This window comes from Calditerrivibrio sp. (genome assembly GCF_049968475.1).
Classification (GTDB): Bacteria; Chrysiogenota; Deferribacteres; order Deferribacterales; family Calditerrivibrionaceae; genus Calditerrivibrio; species Calditerrivibrio nitroreducens_A.
In genome coordinates this window covers 1-26,331 of record NZ_JBMFQS010000005.1, presented here as the reverse complement: position 1 = coordinate 26,331, position 26,331 = coordinate 1, and the positions used below count along the sequence as shown (strand labels likewise).

General features: G+C 35.8%; 25 protein-coding genes. 15 read left to right on the top strand and 10 right to left on the bottom strand.

From position 1 onward, the window contains the following. Nucleotides 1-4: 4 nt before the first annotated feature. The 3 genes from ybaK to ACP5Q2_RS05705 all read left to right on the top strand — a co-directional run bounded on the left by ybaK (nucleotide 5) and on the right by ACP5Q2_RS05705 (nucleotide 1,512). Entirely contained in the window at nucleotides 5-487 is a 483-nt protein-coding gene (gene ybaK, locus ACP5Q2_RS05715; protein ID WP_428098098.1) for a Cys-tRNA(Pro) deacylase, read from the top strand. Continuing rightward, nucleotides 484-1,116: an HAD family hydrolase gene (locus ACP5Q2_RS05710; protein ID WP_428098096.1), complete on the top strand. Its 633-nt coding sequence runs from the start codon at nucleotides 484-486 to the stop codon at nucleotides 1,114-1,116. Before ybaK ends, ACP5Q2_RS05710 begins: the two co-directional genes overlap by 4 nt. Nucleotides 1,117-1,206: 90 nt before the next feature. Next, nucleotides 1,207-1,512, top strand: coding sequence for a hypothetical protein (locus tag ACP5Q2_RS05705; protein ID WP_424605388.1), 306 nt, complete (start codon nucleotides 1,207-1,209; stop codon nucleotides 1,510-1,512). Here the strand turns inward: ACP5Q2_RS05705 and ispF are convergent. Together ispF and ACP5Q2_RS05695 are read right to left on the bottom strand one after the other, a co-directional pair. Then, the gene (gene ispF, locus ACP5Q2_RS05700; protein WP_424605387.1) at nucleotides 1,499-1,990 is read right to left on the bottom strand and encodes a 2-C-methyl-D-erythritol 2,4-cyclodiphosphate synthase; all 492 of its coding nucleotides are present in this window, start codon (nucleotides 1,988-1,990) and stop codon (nucleotides 1,499-1,501) included. The two genes, ACP5Q2_RS05705 and ispF, sit on opposite strands and share 14 nt — an antisense overlap. A gap of 3 nt (nucleotides 1,991-1,993) precedes the next feature. Then, nucleotides 1,994-2,164 carry a hypothetical protein gene (locus ACP5Q2_RS05695; protein WP_424605386.1) on the bottom strand — a complete coding sequence of 57 codons (171 nt, stop codon included), beginning with the start codon at nucleotides 2,162-2,164 and terminating at the stop codon, nucleotides 1,994-1,996. 65 nt (nucleotides 2,165-2,229) lie between these two features. Here ACP5Q2_RS05695 and hemG point away from each other — a divergent pair, with 65 nt between their 5' ends. Then, nucleotides 2,230-3,594 carry a protoporphyrinogen oxidase gene (gene hemG / locus ACP5Q2_RS05690; RefSeq protein WP_424605385.1) on the top strand — a complete coding sequence of 455 codons (1,365 nt, stop codon included), beginning with the start codon at nucleotides 2,230-2,232 and terminating at the stop codon, nucleotides 3,592-3,594. 17 nt (nucleotides 3,595-3,611) lie between these two features. Further along, nucleotides 3,612-4,280, top strand: coding sequence for an isoprenoid biosynthesis glyoxalase ElbB (gene elbB / locus ACP5Q2_RS05685; protein ID WP_424605384.1), 669 nt, complete (start codon nucleotides 3,612-3,614; stop codon nucleotides 4,278-4,280). 50 nt (nucleotides 4,281-4,330) lie between these two features. Here elbB and glyQ read toward each other — a convergent pair whose 3' ends face one another. From glyQ to ACP5Q2_RS05650, 7 genes are all read right to left on the bottom strand, one after another. Beyond that, nucleotides 4,331-5,215, bottom strand: a complete 885-nt coding sequence (glyQ, locus tag ACP5Q2_RS05680) for a glycine--tRNA ligase subunit alpha (RefSeq protein ID WP_424605383.1) — start codon at nucleotides 5,213-5,215, stop codon at nucleotides 4,331-4,333. A gap of 3 nt (nucleotides 5,216-5,218) precedes the next feature. Further along, entirely contained in the window at nucleotides 5,219-6,451 is a 1,233-nt protein-coding gene (locus ACP5Q2_RS05675) for an argininosuccinate synthase (RefSeq protein ID WP_428098089.1), read from the bottom strand. Beyond that, a complete protein-coding gene (gene argF / locus ACP5Q2_RS05670) occupies nucleotides 6,448-7,386 on the bottom strand; it encodes an ornithine carbamoyltransferase (protein WP_424605381.1) in 939 nt (312 codons plus the stop codon). The genes ACP5Q2_RS05675 and argF overlap by 4 nt, the downstream gene beginning before the upstream one ends. Further along, the gene (locus tag ACP5Q2_RS05665) at nucleotides 7,383-8,543 is read right to left on the bottom strand and encodes an aspartate aminotransferase family protein (protein WP_424605380.1); all 1,161 of its coding nucleotides are present in this window, start codon (nucleotides 8,541-8,543) and stop codon (nucleotides 7,383-7,385) included. The genes argF and ACP5Q2_RS05665 overlap by 4 nt, the downstream gene beginning before the upstream one ends. 230 nt (nucleotides 8,544-8,773) lie before the next feature. Then, complete coding sequence (locus ACP5Q2_RS05660; RefSeq protein WP_428098085.1) at nucleotides 8,774-9,679, bottom strand: formyltransferase family protein; 906 nt, start codon at nucleotides 9,677-9,679, stop codon at nucleotides 8,774-8,776. Beyond that, on the bottom strand, nucleotides 9,676-11,364 hold the full coding sequence (locus ACP5Q2_RS05655) for a DUF2207 domain-containing protein (protein WP_428098082.1): 1,689 nt from the start codon (nucleotides 11,362-11,364) through the stop codon (nucleotides 9,676-9,678). Before ACP5Q2_RS05655 ends, ACP5Q2_RS05660 begins: the two co-directional genes overlap by 4 nt. A gap of 64 nt (nucleotides 11,365-11,428) precedes the next feature. Further along, nucleotides 11,429-11,983 (bottom strand): LemA family protein, encoded by a 555-nt coding sequence (locus ACP5Q2_RS05650; RefSeq protein ID WP_424605377.1) that lies wholly within the window; start codon nucleotides 11,981-11,983, stop codon nucleotides 11,429-11,431. Nucleotides 11,984-12,125: 142 nt separating this feature from the next. Between ACP5Q2_RS05650 and motA the strand changes: the two genes are divergently transcribed. The 10 genes from motA to hypF all read left to right on the top strand — a co-directional run bounded on the left by motA (nucleotide 12,126) and on the right by hypF (nucleotide 26,056). After that, entirely contained in the window at nucleotides 12,126-12,980 is an 855-nt protein-coding gene (motA, locus tag ACP5Q2_RS05645; protein WP_424605376.1) for a flagellar motor stator protein MotA, read from the top strand. Between the two features lie 9 nt (nucleotides 12,981-12,989). Next, nucleotides 12,990-13,820 carry a flagellar motor protein MotB gene (locus ACP5Q2_RS05640; RefSeq protein ID WP_428098078.1) on the top strand — a complete coding sequence of 277 codons (831 nt, stop codon included), beginning with the start codon at nucleotides 12,990-12,992 and terminating at the stop codon, nucleotides 13,818-13,820. 86 nt (nucleotides 13,821-13,906) lie between these two features. Next, complete coding sequence (locus tag ACP5Q2_RS05635; protein ID WP_424605374.1) at nucleotides 13,907-14,194, top strand: phasin family protein; 288 nt, start codon at nucleotides 13,907-13,909, stop codon at nucleotides 14,192-14,194. Then, nucleotides 14,187-14,771 (top strand): NUDIX hydrolase, encoded by a 585-nt coding sequence (locus tag ACP5Q2_RS05630; protein ID WP_428098075.1) that lies wholly within the window; start codon nucleotides 14,187-14,189, stop codon nucleotides 14,769-14,771. The genes ACP5Q2_RS05635 and ACP5Q2_RS05630 overlap by 8 nt, the downstream gene beginning before the upstream one ends. Before the next feature lie 155 nt (nucleotides 14,772-14,926). After that, a complete protein-coding gene (locus tag ACP5Q2_RS05625) occupies nucleotides 14,927-16,258 on the top strand; it encodes an NAD-dependent malic enzyme (protein ID WP_428098073.1) in 1,332 nt (443 codons plus the stop codon). Nucleotides 16,259-16,281: 23 nt separating this feature from the next. After that, nucleotides 16,282-20,973 carry an NAD-glutamate dehydrogenase domain-containing protein gene (locus ACP5Q2_RS05620; protein ID WP_428098071.1) on the top strand — a complete coding sequence of 1,564 codons (4,692 nt, stop codon included), beginning with the start codon at nucleotides 16,282-16,284 and terminating at the stop codon, nucleotides 20,971-20,973. Nucleotides 20,974-20,988: 15 nt separating this feature from the next. Next, nucleotides 20,989-22,278 carry a M16 family metallopeptidase gene (locus tag ACP5Q2_RS05615; protein ID WP_428098068.1) on the top strand — a complete coding sequence of 430 codons (1,290 nt, stop codon included), beginning with the start codon at nucleotides 20,989-20,991 and terminating at the stop codon, nucleotides 22,276-22,278. 3 nt (nucleotides 22,279-22,281) lie between these two features. After that, nucleotides 22,282-23,079 carry an ABC transporter ATP-binding protein gene (locus tag ACP5Q2_RS05610; protein ID WP_424605369.1) on the top strand — a complete coding sequence of 266 codons (798 nt, stop codon included), beginning with the start codon at nucleotides 22,282-22,284 and terminating at the stop codon, nucleotides 23,077-23,079. Between the two features lies 1 nt (nucleotide 23,080). After that, nucleotides 23,081-23,818, top strand: coding sequence for a tRNA1(Val) (adenine(37)-N6)-methyltransferase (locus tag ACP5Q2_RS05605; protein ID WP_424605368.1), 738 nt, complete (start codon nucleotides 23,081-23,083; stop codon nucleotides 23,816-23,818). 3 nt (nucleotides 23,819-23,821) lie between these two features. After that, a complete protein-coding gene (hypF, locus tag ACP5Q2_RS05600) occupies nucleotides 23,822-26,056 on the top strand; it encodes a carbamoyltransferase HypF (protein ID WP_428098063.1) in 2,235 nt (744 codons plus the stop codon). 69 nt (nucleotides 26,057-26,125) lie between these two features. Here the strand turns inward: hypF and ACP5Q2_RS05595 are convergent. Continuing rightward, on the bottom strand, nucleotides 26,126-26,331 hold a 206-nt coding region (locus tag ACP5Q2_RS05595), incomplete at its 5' end, for a CHAT domain-containing protein (protein WP_428098060.1).

Genomic DNA, 26,331 nt, shown 5'->3' with positions numbered 1-26,331 from the left:
GAATATGTCAGAAAAGTTTCCCATAACTCCCGTAACAAGATTACTTGATGGTAAAAAGATAATCTATGGTAAACATTTATACGAATATGAGGAAAAAGGTGGCACAAGAGCTTCATCTATGAAGCTTGGAGTGGATGAACATACAGTAATTAAAACAATAGTAATGGAAGATGAAACGAAAAAACCTTTAATTGTCCTTATGCATGGGGATATGGAGATATCCACAAAAAACTTGGCAAGATTTTTAGGTGTAAAGACAATAAATCCATGTACACCGGAAGTAGCCCAAAAACATACCGGGTATCTGGTGGGGGGTACTTCCCCATTCGGCACAAAAAAACAGTTGCCAATTTTTATGGAAAAAACTATCTTAGATTTAGAAAAAATTTATATAAATGGTGGTAAAAGGGGATTTTTAATATCAATAAATCCACAAATCATCGTAGACATATTAAAACCGACACTTGTAGAGGTTGGATATAGATGAAAGATATTATAATTTTTGACATGGATGGCACATTAATAGACAGCAGTGAAGATATCACCATCTCGGTGAACTTTGTGAGGTCAAATTTTGGGCTACCACCACTTACCAAAACAGAGGTGGTGGATATAATAAACGGAGATAGAAATCGGCTTGCCTATGGATTATATGGAATAGAAGAATATACCCCCCAACACCGCAACCTCTTCGAATCCCACTATTTTGATCAATGCATAAAAAATACTCATCTATATGAAGGTATTTTAGACCTTCTTGAAGAACTAAAAAGATTTAATTTTCAGTTGTCAGTTGCCACTAATGCATACACAAAATTTGCCGAAAGGATGCTGTCACATCTTAAAATTGATCAATATTTTAGCAATATTGTTGGGGCTTGTAAGGTAAAAAAGGGAAAACCTGATCCCGATATGATTTTTTACATACTAAATAATAGCAAACCGGTAAGAAGAGTTATCATGGTGGGGGATAATCATACCGACCTTTATGCAGCAAAAAATGCCAATATAGAAATGGTTTTTGCCAATTGGGGATTTGGAAAAATAGAAGATATTCACAATGTAGATTTCATAGCCAAAAATCCTATGGATATTCTCAATTACATTTTAGATTGAAAAATAAAACATTATGTTTTATTTAAACATATTTAATCTATACTTGATTTTTTTATAATATGTTATAACTTATATCTCTGGAGGTGAAACATGGATAAATTCTATGCTGGATCAATATTTGAGATAGAAGACAAAAGATACGAAACAAAAAAATTAGTAGTTCTTGTAAGGTCAATTATTACAAAGGAGCATTTCTATCTTATAAGCTTTAGTTCTTTTGAACCCTGGAGTGAAAGGGTTGTCACAATTGACAACAAATTTGAAAGAGCCTGGATAACACTTGACGAGGTAAAGTACTTAGCCGAAACAGATTATATAAGATATGTGGGTGATGTAAATAGCTATAAAGAGGGGATCGCTTCAGTAATAAAAGAGAACAAACCTAAGGTTGCCTAATACTTTTTATGATGGTGGATACGGCTATTGCCGCTATCCCCTCCCCTCTTCCCGTAAACCCCATCTTTTCTGTAGTGGTGGCTTTTATAGTAATATCATCAAGATCAATTTCCAAAACGTTCGCAAGCTTTGATCTCATTTCTGGTATGAAAGGTTTCATTTTTGGCTTTTCAGCTATTATAGTTGCATCAACATTTGATATCTCAAACCCTGCTTTTCTTACAAGAGATACCGATTCTTTCAAAAGTATTTTAGAATCTATATCCTTATATTTCATGTCGTTATCAGGAAAAAGATTACCTATATCTCTTCCAAGGGCAGGCCCCACAAGTGAATCAATGATTGCATGAATCAACACATCAGCATCACTATGCCCCAAAAGCCCCATATCATAAGGGATTTCAATCCCACCTAAAATCAGTTTTCTACCTTCTATAAACCTGTGGGCATCAAACCCGATACCTGTCTTTATCTTCATAATCTATTTCTCTGGTTTATCTTTCTCTTTTTTGTCATCTTCATCATCAGGTAGTACTATAGTCACATCCAGAGAAAAATCTATACATTTTGAAGGATCTTTGATGGAAAATTTCTTATTGCAGGTACCCCGCCAGGCACAAATCGAACATGATGGTTTAATATTTCTATTCATATTGCCTCCATTATTTTTTTATGATATAATTGAATTATTGAAATGTCAATTAAAGAGGTATTAAAATGAGAATAGCCATCATAGGAGGCGGAATATCAGGCATATCCACTGCTTTTTTATTGGAAAAATTGAAAAAAGAATTAAGTCTGGATATGGAAATAACAATCATAGAAAAAAGATTGAGATGGGGAGGATCAATAGAGACCTCACGGGAAGATGGATTCATAGTGGAAGCTGGGCCAAATGGTTTTTTAGACAGCAAACCCCATACCCTTGAACTTCTATCCATGGCAGGATTAAGCAACAATCTCGTCAAAAGTAATGACTTAGCACGAAAAAGATATATCATGCGAAATGGGATTTTACATAGATTGCCTGAAAACCCTCCAATGTTTTTCAAATCCAAACTTCTTTCTTTCTCAGCAAAAATGAGAATACTATCAGAGTATTTCATACAGAAAAGTGTACCCGAAGATGAATCTGTGGCAGACTTTGCTATAAGAAGATTGGGAAAAGAAGCCCTCGAATACCTCATAGGCCCAATGGTATCTGGCATTTTCGCAGGTGATCCTGAAAAGATGAGCTTAAGATCCTGTTTCCCCGTAATAAGGGATCTGGAAATAAATTATGGTGGCCTTTTTAAAGGGATGATAAAGAAAAAAGGGAAAAAAAGTGGTCCATCAGGCCCTGGCGGTATTCTTACCTCATACAAAAATGGACTGGACAATATGATAACAGATTTACTCGAATCCACAAGTATCACAAAAATGTTAAACACTGAAGTATTTTCAATCGATAAAAAAATGAACAGATATATACTAAATACCAATAATAGCCTTATGGAATTTGATAAAATATTCATAAATACCCCGGCCTATGCTGTTTCTCAAATGCTTTCAGCACTTGATAAAGATCTATCTAAAGATCTCAATGGGATTACTTACCCCCCTGTCTTCGTTGTTGGATTTATATTCAAGACGGAGGATTTAGAAGATCCTTTAGATGGCTTCGGCTACCTAATACCCCATTCAGAGAATAAAAGGATTTTAGGGGCACTTTTTGATTCTTCAATATTTCCAGATAGGACAAGGGATGGATACAAAATAGTTAGAACGATAATGGGTGGAGATAAAAATAGGTGGATAATCGAAAAGTCCGACGATGAACTTATCAGGATGGCTTTTGATGATATAAAAGAGACTTTAAAAATAAAAAAAGAGCCTTACAAAATAAAATATTTTAGATGGGAAAAAGCGATCCCCCAATACTACATAGGACACTACAAAATAGTTGAAAAGGTCGAAGAGTTCTGTAAAAAATTTGATGACATTTTTATCGGTGGTAATATCTTATATGGTGTGGGTATAAATGATTGTACTAAAACAAGCTTTATGAATGTAGATAGATTTAAAAATCTCTTAAAAAAATAAATTAAAGGGAGGTTTGTATGGCAAAACCAAAAGTAGCAGTAATATTAAGCGGATGTGGCGTTTATGATGGAAGTGAGATCCATGAAGCCGTTTTAACCATGTATTTTTTGGACAAATATGGTGCAGAGCTTGTAATGGCAGCACCTGATATCCCACAATATCACGTTGTGAACCATCTAACAGGGGAAGAGGTAAAAGATGAAACGAGAAATGTTCTGGTGGAATCAGCAAGGATAGCAAGGGGTAACATAAAAAATTTGAAAGATCTAAATGTTTCAGAAGTAGATGCTGTTGTCTTCCCGGGTGGATTTGGAGCCGCCAAAAACCTCACCACTTTTGCTTTTGATGGTGCAGATTGCAAAATAGATCCAGAAGTGGCAAGAGTCGTTCAGGAAACAGTAAAAGCTAAAAAACCTCTTGCAGCTGTTTGCATAGCACCTGTTTTACTTGCCAAGGCATTATCCGGCTTAAAAATCGATCCAAAACTCACAATAGGTACAGACACAGGTGTAGCCTCCACCATTGAAAAACTTGGTGGTAAGCATATTTCATGCCCTGTAAAAGAAGCTGTGGTGGATAAAGAAAACAAAATAATCACCACACCGGCTTATATGCTTGGAAATAGCATATCAGAAGTTGCTATAGGAATTGAAGAAATGGTGAAGAAATTATTTGAAATGCTTTAAATAAAAGGGTGGCACTCGCCACCCTTTTATTATAATACAAAAAACTAAAATTATCTATTTATTAGCTTTTTATTTAGAAGCGGAAAACCCATCTCCTCTCTTGATTTTAGATACCCTTCAGCGCAGAGTTTAGCGAGATTTCTCACCCTTCCAATGTACCCGGTTCTTTCTGTTACGGATATGGCATTTCTTGCATCCAGTAGATTAAATGTATGACTACACTTTAAACAGAAATCATAAGCTGGCAAAACAATCCCCTTTTCCACAAGTCTTATACATTCCCTTTCGTACATCTCGAAAAGCTTGAAATTCATCTCCACATCCGCTTCTTCAAAATTGAATTTTGAAAATTCCACTTCGTTTCTGTGGTAAACATCTCCGTAGGTGATATTTTCATTCCATTTTAGATCAAAAACAGACTCCACCCCCTGTAGATACATCGTAATCCTTTCGAGGCCATAGGTTATCTCCCCGGAAACCGGTTTTAAATCGATACCACCAGCCTGTTGAAAGTATGTAAACTGTGTAATCTCCATACCATCCAGCCAGACCTCCCAGCCCAACCCCCATGCACCAAGGGTTGGGGATTCCCAATCATCCTCCACAAACCTGATATCATGCTCTAGCGGGTCTATACCAAGCTGTTTTAAACTATCCAGGTATAAATCCTGTATATTATCCGGAGACGGCTTTAAAATCACCTGAAACTGGTAATAATGCTGTAATCTGTTTGGATTTTCACCGTATCTACCATCTGTGGGCCTTCTGCTGGGTTCCACATAAGCAACATTCCAGGGTTCAGGCCCAAGACATCTTAAAAAAGTGGCAGGGTTGAATGTACCAGCCCCAACCTCTATATCATATGGTTGATAAATAATACATCCATTCCTGGCCCAAAATTCCTGCAATTTAAGAATTACATCCTGAAAATACATATATCACCCAATTATATTTTTACCAAATTTTGCAAGCCTTTTTGCATGGGCTTTTATAGGAAGAGCATGTAGCTTTATAAATCCAGTGGCATCTGTTTGATTATATGCGCCAAGATCATCATCCATAGATACCACAAGCTTATCATAAAGAGAGTATTCAGACTCCCTACCGATGTAATAAACATTACCTTTGTAAAGCTCTAATCTAACTTTACCGGTAACAAATTCCTGAGTTTTCTCCAGGAATGTCCTCAAACACTCCATCTCATGGGTAAACCAGTATCCAGCGTATACAAGCTGAGAAAATCTCGGCATAAGTGTGTCTTTAAGATTTATCAAAGAGCCATCCAGCGTAAGCCCTTCAAGGTCTCTATGGGCAGCCATAAGTATTGTGGCTCCTGGAGTTTCGTAAACACCCCTTGATTTCATCCCCACATAACGGCTTTCTACCATATCAACCCGTCCTATACCATGTTTGGAACCAAGCGCATTTACCACCTTCAAAAGCTCTGCCGGGGAATAAGCTTTTCCATTTACCTTTACAGGTACACCTTTTTCAAATTCTATCTCGATCTGCTCAGGTTCGTTGGTGGCATCAACGGGATCTGTGGTAAGCTCAAACATATCTTTGGGTGGTCTCATGGCAGGATCTTCCAATATTCCTGCTTCAAAGCTGATATGCATAAGATTTTCATCTGAACTCCAGGGTTTGTCCGCGGTAGCTTTTATCGGTATGCCATGCTCCCTGGCAAAGTCCATAGCTTCTTTTCTCCCTTTTATGACGTTGAAAAATTCCGGATCTCTCCAGGGCACAATGGCCTTGAGCTCAGGATAGAGTGCTGCGGCAGATAGTTCAAATCTTACCTGGTCATTACCTTTACCGGTTGCCCCATGGGCAATATATTTTGCCCCTGTCTTTCTGGCAATATCCACCATCCCCTTTGCTATAACAGGTCTTGCAAGAGATGTCCCCATAAGATACCTACCCTCATACACGGCATTAAACTTTATTGCAGTGAAAACAAAATCTCTTACAAAGTAATCCTTTAGATCAACAACGTAAAATTCTTTAGCACCTGATTTATATGCCTTTTCCTCAATCGCCTTAAAGTCATCCCTCTGCCCCAGATCTGCAACATAAGCAACGACATCATAACCTTTAAGGTCGAGCCACTTTAATATGACAGAGGTGTCAAGCCCCCCTGAGTAAGCCAATACAACCTTTTCTCTACTCATAGTAAACCTCCAAATTCTCCATTTTTTATTAAGTAAGCCATTATGGCTTTCTGTGCATGCAGTCTATTTTCTGCTTCGTCGAACACAATCGAAAATTCAGATTCGATTACATCCGCCGAAACCTCTTCCCCCCGATGTGCCGGAAGGCAATGCATAAAGTAAGTCTTTTTACCCGTAGCCCTGAGAAGATCCATATTCACCTGATAACCCTGAAAAGCTTTCAATCTTATCTCATTCTCAGCTTCCTGCCCCATACTTGTCCAAACATCTGTATAGATTATATCAGCCCCCTTAACGGCTTCGTATGGATCGTTGGTGAGGTGGATCATTTTACCGTTTTTTCTGGCAACATCCATAGCATAGCTTAAAACTTCAGATTTAGGTTCATACCCTTTTGGAGTAGCTATGGAAAAATCGATACCAAACTTAGAACACCCAATCATCAAAGAATGTGCCATATTGTTCCCATCCCCCACATAGGCAAGTTTTAAATTATAGTTATTAAATCTTTCATAAACTGTCATAATATCCGCCATAACCTGACATGGATGAAAGTCATCTGTAAGACCGTTTATAACAGGCACAGAGCTATATTTTGCAAGCTTTTCTACTTTGCTATGTTCAAAAGTTCTGATCATGATCATATCCACATATCTTGAAAGAGTCCTGGCAGTATCCTCAATCGTTTCCCCTCTGCCTAACTGTATATCGTTTTTACTCAAAAAAAGTGGATAACCTCCCATATCGTAAACCCCCACTTCAAAGGAAACTCTTGTCCTTGTGGATGATTTTTCAAATATTAAGGCAACTGTTTTATTTTTTAGAATATCTCTACCAAAAGTAAATCTTTCTTTTTTCATTCTAATTGCAAGCTGAACAAGCTTTTTGAGAGTATCAGAGTCGTAATCCCTTAAAGTTAAAAAATCCTTTTTCATTTAAACTCTCCAATTGTTTTATTTAAAAGTTCAAGCCCCTCATTCAACACATCATAGCTGATATTCAAAGCCGGATAAATTCTCACAGTATTATCACCGGCAGGAACCGTCAATACTCCGTTTTTATGCGCTTTATCAATAAAATCCGATAATGGTATAGAATCCACGAGTCTTACACCTATCATCATCCCTTCACCTCTAATCTCACCCATATCTCCGAAAATATCTTTCAGCTTTGATCTTATATAATTTCCTTTTTCCTTCACACTATCAAGAAAACTTCTATCCGAAACGGTCTTCAACACATACTTTGCAATTGCACAACCAAGGTAATTTCCTCCAAAAGTACTTGCATGGGTACCGGGTGATAGGTATTCAGCTATTTCCGATCTTGCCACCATTGCACCAATAGGAAAACCATTTCCAAGAGCCTTGGCAAGGGTAAAGATATCTGGCTTTACGTCATAAAGCTGGTATCCAAATACCTCTCCCGTCCTTCCTATACCAGTTTGGACTTCATCAAATATGAGCAAAAGATCTTTTTCTAAGCATATTCTTCTAATTGAATCAAGATAATCCTTCCTAACAGGGATAACCCCACCTTCCCCCTGGATTACTTCCAGCACCACCGCCACTGTTTCCGGTTCAATGGCATTTTTAAAAGCTTCAATATCATTAAAAGGTATATGTTTTATAAAATCAAGTGTCGGCTCGAAACCTTTTTTAACCTTTTCCTGACCTGTCGCCGAAAGGGTAGCAAATGTCCTTCCGTGGAAAGAGTTTACCATTGTAATTATCTTATATCTTTTACCATTGTATTTCTTATTTCCATATATTCTTGCAAGCTTTAAAGCCGCCTCATTAGCTTCGGCACCAGAATTACAGAAAAAAACTTTACCCCCAAAGCTAAGATCTGAAATAATCTGAGCTACCTCTTCCTGTATGGGATTTTTATATAGATTAGATGTATGCATCAGCGTAGCAGCTTGTCTGCAGATGATTTCTGCAATCTCCTTATTTGAATGTCCAAGATTTGTCACGGCTATACCGGTGGCAAAATCGACATATTTTTTACCATTATCATCAAAAAGATAAAAATAATCCCCCTTAACAAGAGTAATATTATACCTATTGTATGTATTCATAACGGCACTCATCTCTTACCTCCGAAAGAATTGTAATATAATATTTTAAAACAAAAATCAATGAACTTTGTGCTAAAATCCACCATTTTTTTACACCCCTTAGCCATACGTAGGGTCAAATCTACATATTTGCCCATAGATGTATTATCCAGGCAGACACAGAAGTCTACCCCTATTTTTCTTCCTTTTCACCTTCCCCATGCCAGATGTTTTTGTGCATCTTTATCTAAAATCAAGGTAATTCAACTAATTTTAATTTCTAAGGTTTCAAAAACATTCGCATACTTATTAAATACAAATGACTTTTTAATATCAACCGAATTCTCCATCTCTGTGAGGATCACCGTACCATTTCCACAGGCCACCTCTGTACCGTCATCTGTGATTTTTAAAATCTCCCCCGGCTCTCCATATACCCCCTGCCATCTCTCCGGTTTACCTCTCCAGATTACAATTCTTTCCCCTTCATAATAACAAAAAGCACCAAAAAATGGACGGCTAAAACCTCTGATATGGTTATAGACAGATAGAGCATCAGTTCTAAAATCTATAATTGCATCTCTTTTTCTTATTCTACCTAAAGAAAATGACAACTCCTGCCTTTGGCTAAACCTTTTACATTTTGATAGATCGATTGTTTTTATAGTACTCAAAACCTCACCACAAACTTTTCTGATAAAATCCTCCGGATAATCTTCAAAATCGATACGTATCTCTTTTTGATATAAAATATCCCCCGCATCTGTAATATCAGAGGGGAGATAAAAAGTAATGCCGCTGACGGAAACTCCCCTCAAAAATTGTTCCGTAATTGCACCATACCCCCTGTACATGGGAAGTAATGCCGGCTGAACGTAAACTGAAAAAAAATTTGCTGTTTCATCAAGGAATTCCTTATTCCAGTCTAAAAAAATAGCAGTTGTGTTATCAGAAAGTCTTATACTATTTTTTAATTCTGAAAATTTACCAAAAGAAAGCTCCACTATATTAAAAAAAGCCTTATAGTTTTTGAGGTCAAAAGATCTGTTTTTCCTATGCAACTCAGATTTATAAGTATATATCGGAATATCAAATAGCTGTTCATCATACAAAATAGGTAGTAGATATTCGAGAAATATGACTGATGAAAAAATGGCGTATCTGCTCACCAGCTACCACCTCCTCCACCACCAAAGCCTCCACCGGAACCACCCCCAGAAAAGCCAGAGCCACCAGATCCAGCAGAGCTTGGGGCAGAAGTAAAATTACTTGCCATAGCATTAACAGAATGAGCCAGAGATCTTCCAAAATTATGTATATAAAAACCATGTCCATTTGATATATACCATTCAGGAGGACTTTTCAAAATCCCATCAAATTTTTCCACCCACTTATCAAGCATGTTAAAAGCAACCGCATAAGGCAACGTTTTATCAAAATATGATGGATCTTCGTTTAAAAGGTAGACAAGCTTACTCTTTTCTGTTTTGTCTATAAACTCTTTAAAACCAACAATTTTTTTGTATTTATCCATACCTATTTTGGTTTTTTTAGGCATGATAAAGCTATAGATCAATAAAATTACCGTGGATATTCCAAGATAAACAGCATTGTTTAATCCCCCAATAGCCATCATCATAAATGCAAAAAAACCTGAAATAATAGCAGAGCCCATAAATAAAATCTGAAAAATTTTACTCTCTTTATAGTATATATTAGATCGCTCAATCTCTTTATTTAGGGCATCCCTAACTTCCTTAATTGTTGTATAAAAGTTATTTTTCAAAGAAGAGATCACGACATTATTTTGAACTTTGAATAGTTCATCAAATAGAATTTTTTCATAACTCTTTGCATCTGATGGTAAATTTTTCTGTTTTATCAAAATATAATCATCTTTTGCAAACAATCCCTCCCCTTTTATCTCCTCAATCTTGATAATACCTTTTGTAGCCCAGTAAAAAATTAGTGATATGATATCTCTGTTATCAATTTTGTCATCTATAATAACACCAGCTTCAGCAGGTGTTAACCCTTCAGGAGGGAAATATTCCACCATCTTTATAATATCATCATCTTTACCATACTTAAGCCACAAAAGATGAGAAACGATTAAAACAATAACTGGAATAAAAATAGCCCAATTATTCACCAAAAATAGCTTTAATCTTAAAAACCGATTTTGTGTGAAGTATGACTTATCAAACCTTATAGCTACAGTAACCCCCTCCCTTGGCAATAGGCTTACATCATTCATTACTTTTATAGTTTTATTGGTATAATTAAAGTTTTCTATCTGTTTTTTACTTCCATAGGGGCCATAAAATATGAGCATATTACCATCCAGATTGGTATCCTCAGGTAATCTGATAACAAAAGAGCTTTTTTTAATATTGGTATTCCATTCATGCCCAATGACATTCCAGTAAAATTCGCTGTGATCATCAAAAAAATTTATAGCCCCATAAACCTTATATTTAATAACGTACTTCTGAATACCTGAAACCATTTTATTCTTATCGCCAATTCTGATCTTTAGATACTTTCCTTCATTAGACTTCACAAATGGGTGACCATCCACATAGACATCGTAAATATCTATTTTATATACATTACTCCCAAGATTCATCCTATCGAAATTTGTACTGATATGATCCTGCTGATACTCTAATGGTATTGTCCTATAGATGCCATGATGGGGAGAAAAAAAGTTTACCACAATCTCCTCCACCACTTCAAACGAAGCATCTCTATTCAATGAGATGGATACATTGTAATCTTCTATATCAAAAAATTCGGCATAAACGAAAAATGGTAATAATAAAAAAAAGAGTATATAGAGCTTCAATTTCATATCTAACCCCATTAAAAAGATAAAAATCTATATCAGTCTAAAATAGCCGATTTATAAAAATCCATCAGAAAGAAACTTTCACATTCTTCTTTTCATCTTCATCGATGGCAAAAAACTCTTTCCTACCAAAATGAAACATCCTTGCAATAAAAACGGAAGGGAAAGATTCACAAAGAGTGTTATATTCTTTTACGACGGCATTGTAATATCTTCGGGCGGACTGAATGTTATTTTCTATCTCGTTTAAAGATGCCTGAAGGGATAGAAAATTTTCATTGGCCTTCAAATCCGGATAACTTTCTGCAATAGCAAACACACTTCTCAATGCTGAGGTCAGCATGTTTTCATTTTTAATCTTATCTGTGATATTTTCAGAAGATTGGGCCAAGTTTCTAAGTTTAACGACATTTTCAAGCGTAGAGTGCTCATGCTTGGCATACCCTTTTACCGTTTCCACAAGGTTTGGAATTAAGTCATATCTCCTCTTAAGTTGGACATCGATGCTACTAAAAGCCTCTTCCACCATATTTCTGAGAGACACAAACTTGTTGTAGTATAAGACACCTATTGAAAGAACAATTACCAGGATTCCCACAAAAATAATAGAAAAAATTGTCATACTTCACTCTCCATTGACTTATCACTACATTTGTATTAATATATGTTTTAGGGAATTTAATCAATACTAATTTTATGCTTATGTTTTTTTTAAATTGGTCGAATGATTTTGTATGATTAAAAAATTTTGAGGTAGTATAGCTATGACGGCTATTATTGGATATATAGTAGTTTTTGGTTCTATATTGGGTGGGTATTTGATAGCTGGTGGTAATCTTCATATGCTAATTCAGCCATCAGAGTTTATAATTATTGGCGGTGCTGCCACTGGAGCACTTATTGTGGGTTCTCCCACAGCCCTGATCAAGCTCATTGTAGGAGGGTTAAAAAGCTTTTTATCAGGTAAAACACCTTCCAAAAAAGAATATGAAGATCTTTTAATGCTACTTTACGAACTATTTATCAAAGCAAGAAAAAACGGTTTACTTTCCCTTGAAAGTGATGTGGAGAATGCAAAAGAAAGCCCAATTTTTAACAACTATCCATCTGTTTTAAAAAATCATCATCTTCTTCATTTCATCAGCGATAACCTGAAAGTTATCCTTACCGGTGTTATGCAACCCCATGAATTGGAAAACCTTATGGATGTAGATATTGAAACAGCCCACAAAGAGGAACATCTGCCGGCCCATGCAATTCAGAAAATGGCTGATGGTCTACCGGCATTTGGTATTGTTGCTGCGGTTATGGGGGTTGTTATCACGATGGGATTGATAAGTGAGCCACCTGAAGTTTTGGGACACCATATCGGTGCCGCCCTTGTGGGTACATTCCTGGGGGTTTTATTAGCTTACGGTATTGTGGGACCAATTGCTTCTTCTCTTGAAAATATAGTTATATTCAACAGTTTTGTATTCAAAGTAGTCAAAGAAGCCCTTGTATTTTTTGTAAATACTCCTGATCCAAAAGCAGCTATTGAGCTTGCCAGAAGAGCTATCCCTCCTTCTGCCCGTCCTTCTTTTGAAGAATTAGAAGAAAAACTTAAAAATATAAAATAGGCTCTTTCGATGAGTAATGAAAAAAAACCTATTATAATCAAAAAAGTAAAGAAAGTAGAAGAAGGTGGAGCCCACGGAGGTGCATGGAAGATTGCCTACGCCGACTTTGTTACTGCGATGATGGCATTCTTTCTTGTAATGTGGCTTTTGAATATGACATCTGAAGAAAAGCGCGCAAAAATAGCCATGTATTTCAGAACATTTTCCATCTTCGAAAAAGCAGGTGGGTCTATAATGGAAGGTGGTACCGGAAAACCCTTTGAATCAGATAAAAAAGGGCAGGCCCAGATTGTGGAAAAGATTGAAGTGGAGATTGCCGCCACAGCTACTGAAAATAATGGGGAAAAGGTTAAAGAATCCCTTATGGGCGTAATAAAAACTCAACTAAGTGAGTTCAGCGATCAGATTATGATATCCACCACACCCGAAGGGATCAGAATTGATGTCATTGACAAAACTGGTAACCCAATCTTTTCAAGTGGAAGTGCGTCTTTAAATGCAAATGGTAAAGCCATCTTAAAAGTACTGGCCAACACTCTAAACGAACTAAGCAACAAAATCGTCATAGAAGGTCACACAGATGCAATGACATATAGAGGAGACAAAAATGGAAACTGGGATCTATCCATCCAGAGGGCAAATAACGCAAGAGCAGAGCTATTGGTAAATGGTTACGATGCAAATAAGATTTCTTCCGTTGCAGGCTATGCTGCCACAAGACCATTAGTCAAAGATAACCCTAATGATCCAATAAACAGGAGAATCAGCTTTCTTATACTTTACGACAAAGCCACCCCCTCAGACAATGAAACAACCCAACTCCCGCCAGCTTTGAAATAATCCAGCACTTAGAATAAAGAATAAATTTTATTGAATTTATTAAAATGTCTTATAAAATATTATTATAAACTATAAAAGGGGGTAATATGAATGAGATTTCAAGAAAACTTTTTCTTTTAGGATTAGGCCTTGCATCCTATACTGAAGAAAAGGCAAAAGACTTCTTAAACGAACTTCTGACAAGGGGAGAAAAATACAACGAAAGTGATTCAAAAATTGCAGAATTTTTAAAATCAGCAGATAGATCTGCGCAGGAATTTGAGAAAAAGATCGAAGAGATGATTTCTGAAATAGTAAAAAAACTAAACCTTGCCACAAAACAGGATATAGAGGAATTGAAAAAAGATATAGAGGCATTGAAATCGCGTGGATGACTTTTTACTAAAAATTCAAGATTGTCTTAAAAAATACAAAAGAAAGCCGCGTAATGTAAATTACGAAAAATATAAAAAAGTGGCCTCAGTGATAATACCTATTGTTAGATTAGACGATTCTTACGGTATTCTCATGACCAAAAGAACAAATCACCTGAAAAACCACAGCGGAGAAATCTCATTTCCCGGGGGAAGTCAGGATCCTGAAGACAGAAACCTTGCAGAAACAGCATTGAGAGAACTTAAAGAAGAGATCGGGATACTGGAACAACACGTCAAAATATTAGGTTTTCTACAAAACGAATTCAGCGTTACCTATTTTACGGTTAAGCCTTACGTGGCTTACATAGAAGACTTTAATCTCTGCATGTTAAAACCAGACCCTTTTGAAGTTGAAAAGGTAATGTTTATACCGCTAAACTTCTTCTTCGATAAAAAAAATCAATGGAAAGAAACCTGGCTAAGAAACGATGAAAAACATATTAATTTTTTCTATAATTATGAAGGAAATATAATATGGGGACTATCCGGAAGAATAATAAATATCTTCACATCGGCAATAAGAGATTGTGTTTAAATTTTATAACGAAACTTAAACTAACAGTATATGTTTTAGTTAATCAAAAGTTTGACCATATAAAACAAAAAACATATTATGGCCTAATTATATTAGGATAATAAAACTAACTATTGAAAAAGATTTTTTTATGATATATAAATATGGAGGATAATATGAGGATAGAATACGGAAGCAAAATAATCAAAACATTGAGAGTTAAAATACTTGATAAACCTGGATACCTTGGCAGACTTGCTCTTACCGTAGGAGAACTGGGGGGTATGTTTGGTGAAATTAAAACAGTACATATAGGCAAAGATTATAAGGTTAGAGATTTAGATGTTTATTTTTCCACTAAAGAGGATGTGGATAGAGTTTGTGAAACTATATCTTCCTTAGATGGCATAGAACTTGTAGAAATAAGAGATATCGTTCAGGAAGTACACCAGAATGGCAAGATAGAAGTTGTCCCCAGAGTGCAGATAGAGTCTGTGGATGATTTAAGGCTTGTCTATACCCCAGGTGTGGCTTCGATTTGTAAACTGATACAGGAATCACCAGAGCTTGCAAGAAAATACACCACAATACCAAACAATGTGGCAATCGTCACAAATGGAACTGCTATTTTAGGCCTGGGGGATATTGGACCTGTGGCAGGTATGCCGGTAATGGAGGGGAAAGCTCTACTCTTTAAAATGTTGTCAGGTATCAATGGATATCCAATACTGATAGACAGCAAAGATCCAAGGGTAATAATAGATACCGTAAAAGCAATAGCTCCAACATTTGGAGCAATAAAATTAGAAGATATAAAGGCGCCGGAATGCTTTGAAATTGAAGAAACTCTGGATAACGAGCTTGATATTCCTGTTACCCATGATGATCAACATGGAACAGCCGTAGTTGTTTTGGCTGCTCTTCTGAATATAGCTAAATATACTTTCATAAATCTCAGAGACTCAACTTTGGGTATAATAGGGCTTGGAGCAGCAGGTAGTGGTATACAAAAACTTCTTACCGCTTATGGTATCAAAAAGATCTACGGAACCGATTTAAACCCGCAGATGAAAGATCTTTTCGCTGCCAGAGGGGGAATCCCTACTGATCTTAAGGGGATAATGGACAATGCAAAAATAGTCATAGCCACAACAGGTTGCCCAAAACTTATAACACCAGATATGGTGAAAAAAGGTCAGATCATACTTGCCCTCTCAAACCCTGATCCGGAAATAGATCCTGAAGATGCCATGAAAGCTGGAGCCTTGTATGCTGCAGATGGTAAAGCAATAAACAATGCACTTGCATTCCCTGGCTTATTCAAAGGGGCTCTTATGGCAAACGCAAAGACTATAAATGCAAGAATGAAAATAGCTGCCGCTCAAGCAATAGCCAATCATACATTATACGGTGACCTAGTACCAAACATTTTAAATGTAAAAGTTCATGAAGAGGTAGCAAAAGCTGTGGAAGAAGAAGCATACAAGTCAGGGGTAGCTAAAGTATAATAAATATATATTAGGAGCATATTATGCTAAATATCTCTTTTTTGACACACAACGATCTCACAGAGGATTTTTCCAGAAACAATAAGGTGAGTTTGATAGAATCACTCTTTCCTGAAAAGGCTGAAGGGGAAGATAATTTTTTTAATTTTTCTAAGATTATGATAAGCAAACTTCCGGACAATCTCATCTCCCATTTAAATAGTGAGGATCTAAGAAAATTTCTCCTTGAGCTATATAAAAATCTACAAGATCGCAAAAAAAAGAGATACTATATAAACAGCTTCAATGGCATTACGGATAAATTCATCATTGGAAATTTCTCAATATTAACATTAATAACCGATGACAGACCTTTTCTGGTGGATAGTTTGAGGGAATATTTTTATGAAATCAACCTTAATCAGCAGTTTATCATTCACCCAATTTTAAGTATCAAGAGAAATAATAAAGGTGAAGTCGTGGATGTTAGTGAGCCATACATAGGTTCCTCAAACGAATCGTTTGTGGTGGTATTTATATCTAATATCTCAAATGAAGAGCTTGAAAAGATAAAAGCTGAAGTGGAGGATATTTACGAAAATGTTTTAATAGTAGTGGATGATTATCCCAAGATGTTGGGCTTCTTGAAACAGTTAGAACAAAGATACCATGGGTTAAGCACCGAAACATCAGATTTTATAAGCTGGCTTATCAGTGACAAGTTTATAATACAGGGGGTTAGAGTCATAAGTAACATAAAAAGCGATAATGAATTTTCCCTGGATCAGATGGGTGTATACAAATTTAATAGAACAACAAAACTTATTCCATCCATCATAAATGCTGTAAAAAATAACAAAATATTGAGATTGGACAATTATCCCATCGTAGTGGATAAAGCAATCTATAAATCAAAGGTAAAAAAGAGAAAAAATTACGATAGAATAATATTAATATCAGGTGACAAGGACAATTTAAGTATCATCTCCATAATAGGTGTATTTACAAAAGATGCCCTTAAATCAAATCCAATGGAAATCTCCCTGATAAAAAATAAAATAAAAAAGATCATTGAGCATTTTAATTTTGTTAACGGTTCTCACGACCACAAATGGCTGATCGATATAATTGAATCTTTCCCAAAGATAGAGATCTTTAATTTTGATGAAAAAACCCTCATTGAAATAATGAAAACAATATTCAGCATACAGGGGAAAAATCAGATAAGACTCTATTATAAAACATTTCCACCACAGAAAAATCTGTATATCTTCCTTGCCATTCCTTATGAAAAATACTCATCCGAGCTCGTAAATGATCTGAAAGAATCCTTTGAAAAGTTTTTAACGGCGAAAACGTTAGATATTTCCGTAAGACACGATGAACACGGATACAATTTTATACACTTCAATCTCTATACAAAAGAGTTGATAACTAAAGTGGATGAAAATAAGCTAAAATCTTTAATTTCAGAACTGATAAAAGGTTGGGAAGAAGAATTTTACAATATATTATCCGAAGAACTTCCCGGATATGAAGCTGACAGAGTATACGACACATACGTCAACCTCTTTCCTGAAAATTATAAAGTAAAATGCTCCCCATACGAAGCTGTATTCGATATAAATAATCTGAAAAAACTCTCTTCAAATAATGTTTATTCATCTTTATACATCGAAAACAACAAGCTAATCATAAAAATATACAAAAAACAGAGGATGCTTCTTACGGATATTATGCCAATTGTGGATAACATAGGTTTAAAAGTAAATGAGGAAGATATCTTTGAAATTAAATCAGAAGAAAATAACAGCTCATATATCCACAGCATCTATCTCGATTGTATAAACGATGCAAAACAGTTCTACGAAAATTTTAAACAGTCAGTACCAGAACTTGTGGAAAATGTTATCCTTGATAATGTGGAAAATGACAGGTTAAATAAACTCGTCATAGCTTCCCAGCTGAATTACAGAGAAATTGATCTTTTAAGAGCCATCAGAAACTATCTTGAACAGATAAATTCAAATTTTAAAAGGAATACCATAGATGATGCACTCCTTAATAATTCTGAAATTTCAAAGCTTTTCATCGAATACTTTTTAGAAAAATTCGAACCATCAATCCAAAAAAGATCCATAGAAAAAATTGTGGATGAAACAACAACGAAAATAGAGTCTGTGAAATCAGTGGTGGAAGATAGAATTTTAAGATGCTTCATGGATATTCTAAAAAATATGATAAGAACAAACTTTTTCATAAAACCCACTAAAAACTATATATCCTTTAAAATATCATCCAAAACACTCAATATTCTACCCGATCCAAAACCTCTTTATGAAATATACGTACATAGTTCAAATATGGAAGGTATTCATCTTAGGGGAGGAAAAGTAGCAAGAGGTGGACTTAGGTTCAGCGACAGACACGACGATTTTAGAACTGAAATTCTTGGACTGATGAAAACACAGATGGTAAAAAATACAGTTATTGTTCCCGTAGGATCTAAGGGTGGTTTTATAGTTAAAAAAAGATTTGATGATAGCAATCTTGATAAAATTCATGTGATAGAACAATACAAAACCCTCATAAGGGGACTTCTGGATATTACGGATAACTATGTGGGTAAGAAAGTTGTCCATCCCCAGAATGTTGTTATTTATGATGAAAAAGATCCATACCTTGTTGTTGCTGCAGATAAAGGAACGGCAACTTTCAGCGATATCGCAAATGCTGTTTCCATTGAATACGGTTTCTGGCTAGGTGATGCATTTGCATCTGGAGGAAGTGCCGGTTATGACCACAAAAAAGTCGGCATCACGGCAAAAGGTGCTTGGGAATCTGTAAAAAGACACTTCAGAGAGATGGGGAAAGATATCCAGAGGGAACCTTTTACAGTAATTGGTATAGGAGACATGTCCGGTGACGTTTTTGGCAACGGCATGCTTCTGTCAAAACAGATAAAGTTGATAGCTGCCTTCAATCATATGCATATATTTATTGATCCTGATCCAGATCCATCCACAAGCTTCAACGAGCGATTAAGACTCTTTAAGCTTCCAAAATCCGCCTGGAGCGATTATAATAAAAACTTAATTTCTAAAGGTGGTGGCATATTTGAAAGATCGGCTAAAAAAATAGAATTATCTCCAGAGATGAAAGCAATGTTTAAAACGGATAAAAATTTTGCGACCGGTGAAGAGCTGATAAAAATGATATTAAAATGCAACGCGGAATTGCTCTGGAATGGTGGAATTGGCACATATGTTAAGGACTCATCAGAGACAAATGCTGAGGTTGGTGATAAGCTGAATGATAATGTAAGAATAGATGCGGAGGAGCTACAGGTAAAAGTTGTTGGTGAAGGTGGCAACCTCGGTTTTACCCAGAAAGGTAGAATAAAATTTGCACTTTTAGGTGGAAAAATTAACACCGATGCCGTTGATAACTCCGCCGGCGTAGATATGTCTGACCATGAGGTAAACCTTAAAATTCTCTTGTCACACCTTATGAAAACAAAAGAGATAAAAGATCTAAAAGAGAGAAACAAGATCATATCAGCCTTAACAGACGAAGTTACCAAACTTGTATTAAGGGACAACTTTGAGCAATCAAGAATATTAAGTATAGAGGCAATAAATGCGGAAAATAATATACTTCCTTACAAAGAAGCTGCAAATTATCTGAAAGATATAGGTTTATTAAATTTTGAAATTGAAAAAATAGAATTTATAAAAGAAAATAGAGGGATAACCCGTCCAGAACTGGCAGTATTGATGGCTTATACCAAGCTTTTCCTATTCGATAAAATATTGGAAGATGTGGATATAAATGAACCTATATTGAAAAAACTTTACGAATCTTATTATCCCAAAACACTGCTTGAAAAGTATGGGCACTCCATTTATGAACACAAATTAATTAAAGAGATTTTAGCCACCGTGATGGTAAATAAATTTGTAAATCAATTCGGTTTTGTAAATTATTTGAATCTCCATAATCTTTACGGAAAAGACTTCTACAGGATAATGCTACGATATTTTCAGGCGGAGGAGCTCTTTAATCTATCTGAATTGCGCAATAAACTTGATCAATTAGACGAAAAAAAATCCACATCAACCGTTTATACTGCATTTATTGAAATTGAAAAAACACTTGCAGTTGCCACAGAATGGATGCTAAATGATACAAACTTTGAAATGCTACAGAACAATAAAGAACTTTTTATAAAAATACTCCAAAAAATAGGGGATATACCAGGAGGCGATTTCAAAAAAATATTCAAAGCATTCGAACAGGATCTGATATCAAAAGAATTGCCATCCAATTTAGCATACGAAGTAGCCCGAATAAAATTCAGCAAACCTGCGTTTGATCTTTTTGAAGTTGTGGTAAAAGAATCCCTAGATATAGAACTATTGATTAAGAATTATTATCAGATGTCTGAGGTATTAAATTTCAAGTTACTTACAAACAGGATAAAAGATCTAAAGCCAAATGATCACTGGGATAATGTGAATAAAGACAACCTCTTAAAAAAGATAAAAATACTTCAAAAAAAGTTTGCCCACAAAGTTACCTTTGACCCAGAGTGGTATAAGAACATAGTAAAAAAAGAAAAACTCTTCTTTTCGAACTATTTCAGTTTTGTAAAATCCTTAGAAGAAGGGGATTCATATTCTTTAATACCTTACAACGTTATACTTGAATCCCTTGATAAAATAGTACAGATATGATAGAAGGTGGTAAAGATGAAGTTTTTTAAAATCTTGATGTTGGGTTTTATAATAAACTTTTTGGGGGTTAATCTGTTTGCGAGTGAAGAATTTAAATTGAGTAATGATGTAAAAGTGGTTTACAACAATATACCAAACATAAAGATCACTTCTGTGCAGCTATGGATGAATACCGGATCAAGAAATGAAACTAAAGATATCAATGGTATATCACACTTTTTAGAACACATGGTGTTTAAGGGGACAAAAAGCTTCAAACCGGATGAAATCGATAGCATAGTTGAAGCAAATGGCGGACAGATGAATGCCGCAACAAGTAAAGATTACACTTTTTACTACATCACCATACCCACCGAAAATGTCGAAGTTGCTTTTAAAGTTATAAGCGAGATGGTATTTGACGCTCTTTTTTTAGATGATGAAATTGAAAAAGAAAAGCCTGTTGTCATTGAAGAAATTAAAAGGAGATATGACGACCCAACTTACGACATGTGGACAACACTGGCGGAAAAGATGCATCAAGGAACAAGCTACAGCATGGAGATTATCGGCACGGAAGACAATGTGAGATCTTTTAATCATCAGAAACTTATGGACTACTATAAAAAATACTACCATCCCCACAATATGACCCTCGCAATTGTGGGGGATATAGACAAAAGTAAAGCTTTTGCACTTGCGGAAAAGTATTTCAGCAAAAAAAGAGATATCCCTTATGGAGAACATATAGTTTTTGAACAGATGACACTACCAGAGCCTGTGGAAAAATTTTTCAAAAAAGATGTAAATCAGGTATATGGTCTTATTGCCTATCCGGCTCCAAAAATCAATGAAAAGGATATTTACGCTCTGGATCTGCTGGAAGAGATCTTATCCGGCGGAGAGATGTCCATCTTAAACAAAACCTTGAAAAATGAAAAAGGTCTTGTAAACTCTGTATTTGGTGGATACTCCGGCTTGAAGTATGGGGGCACTTTTTTGGTATTTTACACCTGCGAGCCTGGTAAAGATACAAAAGTCGACAGGGAAATTATGAGTATATTTTCAAATATATTAAACAATGGTATCCCAAAAACCGAATTGGAATCTGCCAGAAATAGATTAAAAAGCACCATAATCTTTAGAAGAGAAAAGGCATCAGCGGAAGCAGAGGATATCGGCTACTCCTATACGCTCGGAATGGAAAATTATTATAAAAATTTCATAGAAAATATAAATAAAACCACAGATGAAGATATTTTAAGAGTGTTAAAAGAAATCCTCACAAACAACTCTGTGGTGATTAAAACCATCCCGAAGAAATAGAACATGTTACTTCTTCAGGCGGACAACATAACAAAACGGTTTAAACTTTTTGATACTTTTCTAAAAAGTTCCAAAGAATACGTCTATGCTCTGAATAATATATCTTTATCCCTCAAAAAAGGTGTCTGCCTTGGTATTGTGGGGGAATCCGGCAGCGGCAAAACCACACTTGCCAGGATATTGGCGGATATCATAAAACCGGATAGTGGAGAGGTAAGATACAAAGGAGTAGGCATTTCAGATAAGAAGATTTATCGGGAATACCGAAGAAATGTTCAGATGGTCTTTCAGGATCCCTACTCCAGCCTGAATCCAAGGTTAACAATTCACTCATCTTTTTCAGATATTTTAAAAGAGCAGATCACAAAGAATAAAACTAAAATTTCAGAAATAATCAATCATACGATTAAAAAAGTGGGGCTTGAGGAGGAGCACGTCCATAGATATCCACATCAATTTTCTGGTGGTCAGCGGCAGCGAATATCGATAGCAAGGGCTCTTATACTTGATCCGGAGATAATAATTGCTGATGAGCCGATAAGCGCCCTCGATGTTTCACTTGCCGCCCAGATTCTAAATCTTCTTAAAATACTCAAGAATGAGGGGAAAACAATAGTATTAATAGCCCATGATCTTGCCGTAGTGAAATTTATCTGTGATGAAATTATGGTATTGAAAAAAGGTGATCTTGTGGAGCAGGGAACTAATTTTGAAATTTTCAACAACCCTAAGTCTCAATACACAAAAAATCTAATAAACGCCTCCCTCATGAAAGAAGAGAGATTAGCTATTTCCTCGTAATATGAGTGAAAGTTTTACCTTAGACAGCATCATACTACCAGATATCAAGATATACCAACCAAAAAATGGATTCAGATTTACCACAGATTCTATATTGCTGGCAGGTTTTGTAAAAGACACCATATATAAAAAGGTCATTGAAATAGGGGCAGGCACCGGTATAATCTCGGTACTATTAGCAAAATTTTTTAAGATAGAAAAAATTTACGCCGTTGAGATTCAGAAAGAGTCTTACGAATTATTATGTAAAACAATTGAATTAAATAAACTTCAAGACATCATCGTCCCGATAAATATCGATGTAAATGAATTTAAACCCGGAGAAAACGTCGATATGATAATCTCAAACCCACCTTATAGAAAAGGGGACACCGGATACATTTCCAATTCGGATCAGAAAAAGCTTGCAAGATTTACTTTTAGCCTGACGATAGAAGATATATTTAGATTTAGCAAAAGCTATCTCAAAACGGGAGGATATCTCTATCTATCATTTATAGCTGACAGATTATCGGAGCTTTTCCAGCATACAAAAGATTATTTCATAGAACCTAAAAGATTAAAAATACTCTATCCAGATCTAAATAAAAAAGGTAGACTGGCATTTATGGAATATAGAAAAGGTGCCGGAGCTGAAATGGCCATCGAAGCACCACTATTTCATAAGATAAATGGTGTTGAAACGGAACAGTTTTTACAGCACATCAACCCCCAATGGTGGTTAAACAGAAGAAGATAATTTATGGCATATCAGATAACCGTTGATGGAATAGTTCAGGGAGTTGGATTCAGACCATTTGTTTATACCCTTGCAGTGTCAATGAAAATGAAAGGACATGTGAAAAATAGCACCTATGGCGTTATAATTCACCTTGAATGCAGCAGTCAAGAGTTGGAAAAATTTATAAAAAGACTCAAAGATGAAGCCCCTAAAAATAGCAGAATTTTAGACATCACCGTTGAAAAAACGGAAGATCTGAATTTAAAAGATTTTACAATTGAAAAATCCACCCCTGAAAAAGGTATCACCCTAATCCCATCAGATCTATCAATATGCAAAGATTGTATATCAGAATTGTTTGATCCTTTAAACAGAAGATACCTCTACCCCTTCATAAATTGTACAAACTGCGGCCCAAGGTATTCGATTATAAAAAATATCCCCTACGACAGGGATAAAACCACAATGGCAGATTTTACAATGTGTCCTGATTGTAAAAAAGAATACCTGAATGAGACAGATCGAAGATTCCACGCACAGCCAAACTGCTGTGAAATCTGTGGACCTTTTGTTTACCTGAGTGATTTAAATTTAAAAGGTGTAGAAGCCATAAAAAGGTGTGCCTCTTTGATAGACAGCGGAGAGGTTGTGGCAATCAAAGGGCTGGGGGGATACCACCTAATCTGCGATGCCAGAAATGAGGAAGCGATAAATAGATTAAGAAGATTAAAAAAACGTAAGGCAAAACCTTTTGCGGTAATGGTGAAGGATGCTGAAACCATCAAAAATTACCTAAATGATGATCTAATCTCGTTCTTCGACTCCCCTGCCGCTCCAATAGTGATAACAGAGATTGACGACATACTACCAGATCTTATATCCCCTTTAAATAAAAAAATAGGGTTTATGAAAGCTTATACACCTCTACATCAGCTACTATTTTATTTTTTAAAAACCAAATTTATAATAGCCACAAGTGCAAATGAAAAGGATGAGCCGATTGTCATAGACGAAAAAGATGCAGAAAATAAGTTAGGCAAATTCACCAGATACTTTCTTCATCACAACAGACCCATACACACACGGGTGGATGATTCCGTTTTTACAGTTTTTGAAGGTAAACCCTACCCCATCAGGGTTTCGAGGGGGCTTGCCCCTATACCTATAGTTACAGGCTTATATTACAAAGAATCTTATTATGGAGCAGGGGCAGGGTTAAAAAGTCACATCGCATTTACCAAAGGAAAATATACAATCGTAAGTCAGTATATAGGAGACTTAGATAACGTAGAATCAGCAGAATTCTATGAAGAAACGTTTGAAAAATTGATAAATCTCTTTGAAATAGATGTCAAAAAGATAATCACAGACCTTCACCCAGACTACTATTCAACTATATTTGCAGAAAGGTATGCGGGAAAAAAGGGGATAAAGGTAATAAAATTACAGCACCATAAGGCACATCTTTTCTCCATAATGTCGGAACACAGGAAAGCTGATAACATTATCGGTGTGATTTTTGATGGGACTGGATTGGGAGAGGATGGGGCAATATGGGGTGGAGAGATATTCTATAAAAAAGGTGACGTGAATAGAAGATTTCATCTAAAGTATTTTAGACAACCTGGTGGAGATGCCGCCGCCAGATCCCCTTATCGGATGCTGATTGGATATCTGCTACAAATTGGAATGGATGAAAACATTATAGAAAAGCTTGAAACTGCTTTCGATTCAAAAGGTGAGACTCCATTAATAAAATCGATTATATATAATTCAATAAATTCACCGTTAACATCAAGTATGGGAAGGTTGTTTGAAGCTATTGGATCTATATTAACAGGTGTAAAAGCAAACGAATTTGAGGGCCACGCCGCCATAGCCCTTGAATCTATAGCAAAATTTTGGCACATAGACAAATACCCTTACAAAATAGAGGACAACGTAATTGATATCTCAAAAGTCATAGAATCAGTAATTTTAGATTATTTTAAAAAGATTTCCCCAGAAGATATATCTTTCAAATTTCACAAAACTGTTGCCCACATAATACTTGATTGCTGTAAGATAATAAGGGAGGAAACAGGAATTGATACTGTGCTATTCTCCGGAGGTGTATTTCAAAATATCTTACTTTTAAAATTAGCAGAAGATTTACTAAAAGAAAACAGTTTTACTCCCCTCCACCACCATATTCTACCCCCAAACGATGCTTCTATAGCTCTTGGACAGGTCTATTACGCTGGTATTTATCAATAATTATCTATCTTAATGTGAATTATCAGTTAATTTGAGAAATGAGAAAATAGAGTAAAGATATGATAACACTTAGTTTTCTGTCCTTGTCAGCTTCATTGCCTCGGCTCTGCTTTTGCCTGATTTCAGATGGCTGTATAATGTCTTCATATATTCCACTGCTGGCTCAGATGCCACTTCCCAGAGACTCACTATCACAGCCTTTGCTCCTGCCTGCTGAAATGCCCTTGCAAAGTTTACAACTCCTTCTCCTTCAACCTCTTTTCCAACTCCAGTAA

Bases quoted from the DNA above. Each gene is read 5' to 3' on its own strand.
- elbB (WP_424605384.1), top strand. From the start codon at position 3,612: ATGGCAAAACCAAAAGTAGCAGTAATATTAAGCGGATGTGGCGTTTAT.
- ACP5Q2_RS05605 (WP_424605368.1), top strand. From the start codon at position 23,081: ATGAGTGAAAGTTTTACCTTAGACAGCATCATACTACCAGATATCAAG.
- ACP5Q2_RS05675 (WP_428098089.1), bottom strand. From the start codon at position 6,451: ATGAGTAGAGAAAAGGTTGTATTGGCTTACTCAGGGGGGCTTGACACC.
- ACP5Q2_RS05695 (WP_424605386.1), bottom strand. From the start codon at position 2,164: ATGAATAGAAATATTAAACCATCATGTTCGATTTGTGCCTGGCGGGGT.
- ACP5Q2_RS05610 (WP_424605369.1), top strand. From the start codon at position 22,282: ATGTTACTTCTTCAGGCGGACAACATAACAAAACGGTTTAAACTTTTT.
- ybaK (WP_428098098.1), top strand. From the start codon at position 5: ATGTCAGAAAAGTTTCCCATAACTCCCGTAACAAGATTACTTGATGGT.
- ACP5Q2_RS05640 (WP_428098078.1), top strand. From the start codon at position 12,990: ATGAGTAATGAAAAAAAACCTATTATAATCAAAAAAGTAAAGAAAGTA.
- ACP5Q2_RS05620 (WP_428098071.1), top strand. From the start codon at position 16,282: ATGCTAAATATCTCTTTTTTGACACACAACGATCTCACAGAGGATTTT.
- ACP5Q2_RS05710 (WP_428098096.1), top strand. From the start codon at position 484: ATGAAAGATATTATAATTTTTGACATGGATGGCACATTAATAGACAGC.
- hypF (WP_428098063.1), top strand. From the start codon at position 23,822: ATGGCATATCAGATAACCGTTGATGGAATAGTTCAGGGAGTTGGATTC.
- ACP5Q2_RS05635 (WP_424605374.1), top strand. From the start codon at position 13,907: ATGAATGAGATTTCAAGAAAACTTTTTCTTTTAGGATTAGGCCTTGCA.
- argF (WP_424605381.1), bottom strand. From the start codon at position 7,386: ATGAAAAAGGATTTTTTAACTTTAAGGGATTACGACTCTGATACTCTC.
- ACP5Q2_RS05615 (WP_428098068.1), top strand. From the start codon at position 20,989: ATGAAGTTTTTTAAAATCTTGATGTTGGGTTTTATAATAAACTTTTTG.
- motA (WP_424605376.1), top strand. From the start codon at position 12,126: ATGACGGCTATTATTGGATATATAGTAGTTTTTGGTTCTATATTGGGT.
- hemG (WP_424605385.1), top strand. From the start codon at position 2,230: ATGAGAATAGCCATCATAGGAGGCGGAATATCAGGCATATCCACTGCT.
- glyQ (WP_424605383.1), bottom strand. From the start codon at position 5,215: ATGTATTTTCAGGATGTAATTCTTAAATTGCAGGAATTTTGGGCCAGG.
- ACP5Q2_RS05625 (WP_428098073.1), top strand. From the start codon at position 14,927: ATGAGGATAGAATACGGAAGCAAAATAATCAAAACATTGAGAGTTAAA.
- ACP5Q2_RS05705 (WP_424605388.1), top strand. From the start codon at position 1,207: ATGGATAAATTCTATGCTGGATCAATATTTGAGATAGAAGACAAAAGA.
- ispF (WP_424605387.1), bottom strand. From the start codon at position 1,990: ATGAAGATAAAGACAGGTATCGGGTTTGATGCCCACAGGTTTATAGAA.
- ACP5Q2_RS05655 (WP_428098082.1), bottom strand. From the start codon at position 11,364: ATGAAATTGAAGCTCTATATACTCTTTTTTTTATTATTACCATTTTTC.
- ACP5Q2_RS05650 (WP_424605377.1), bottom strand. From the start codon at position 11,983: ATGACAATTTTTTCTATTATTTTTGTGGGAATCCTGGTAATTGTTCTT.
- ACP5Q2_RS05665 (WP_424605380.1), bottom strand. From the start codon at position 8,543: ATGAGTGCCGTTATGAATACATACAATAGGTATAATATTACTCTTGTT.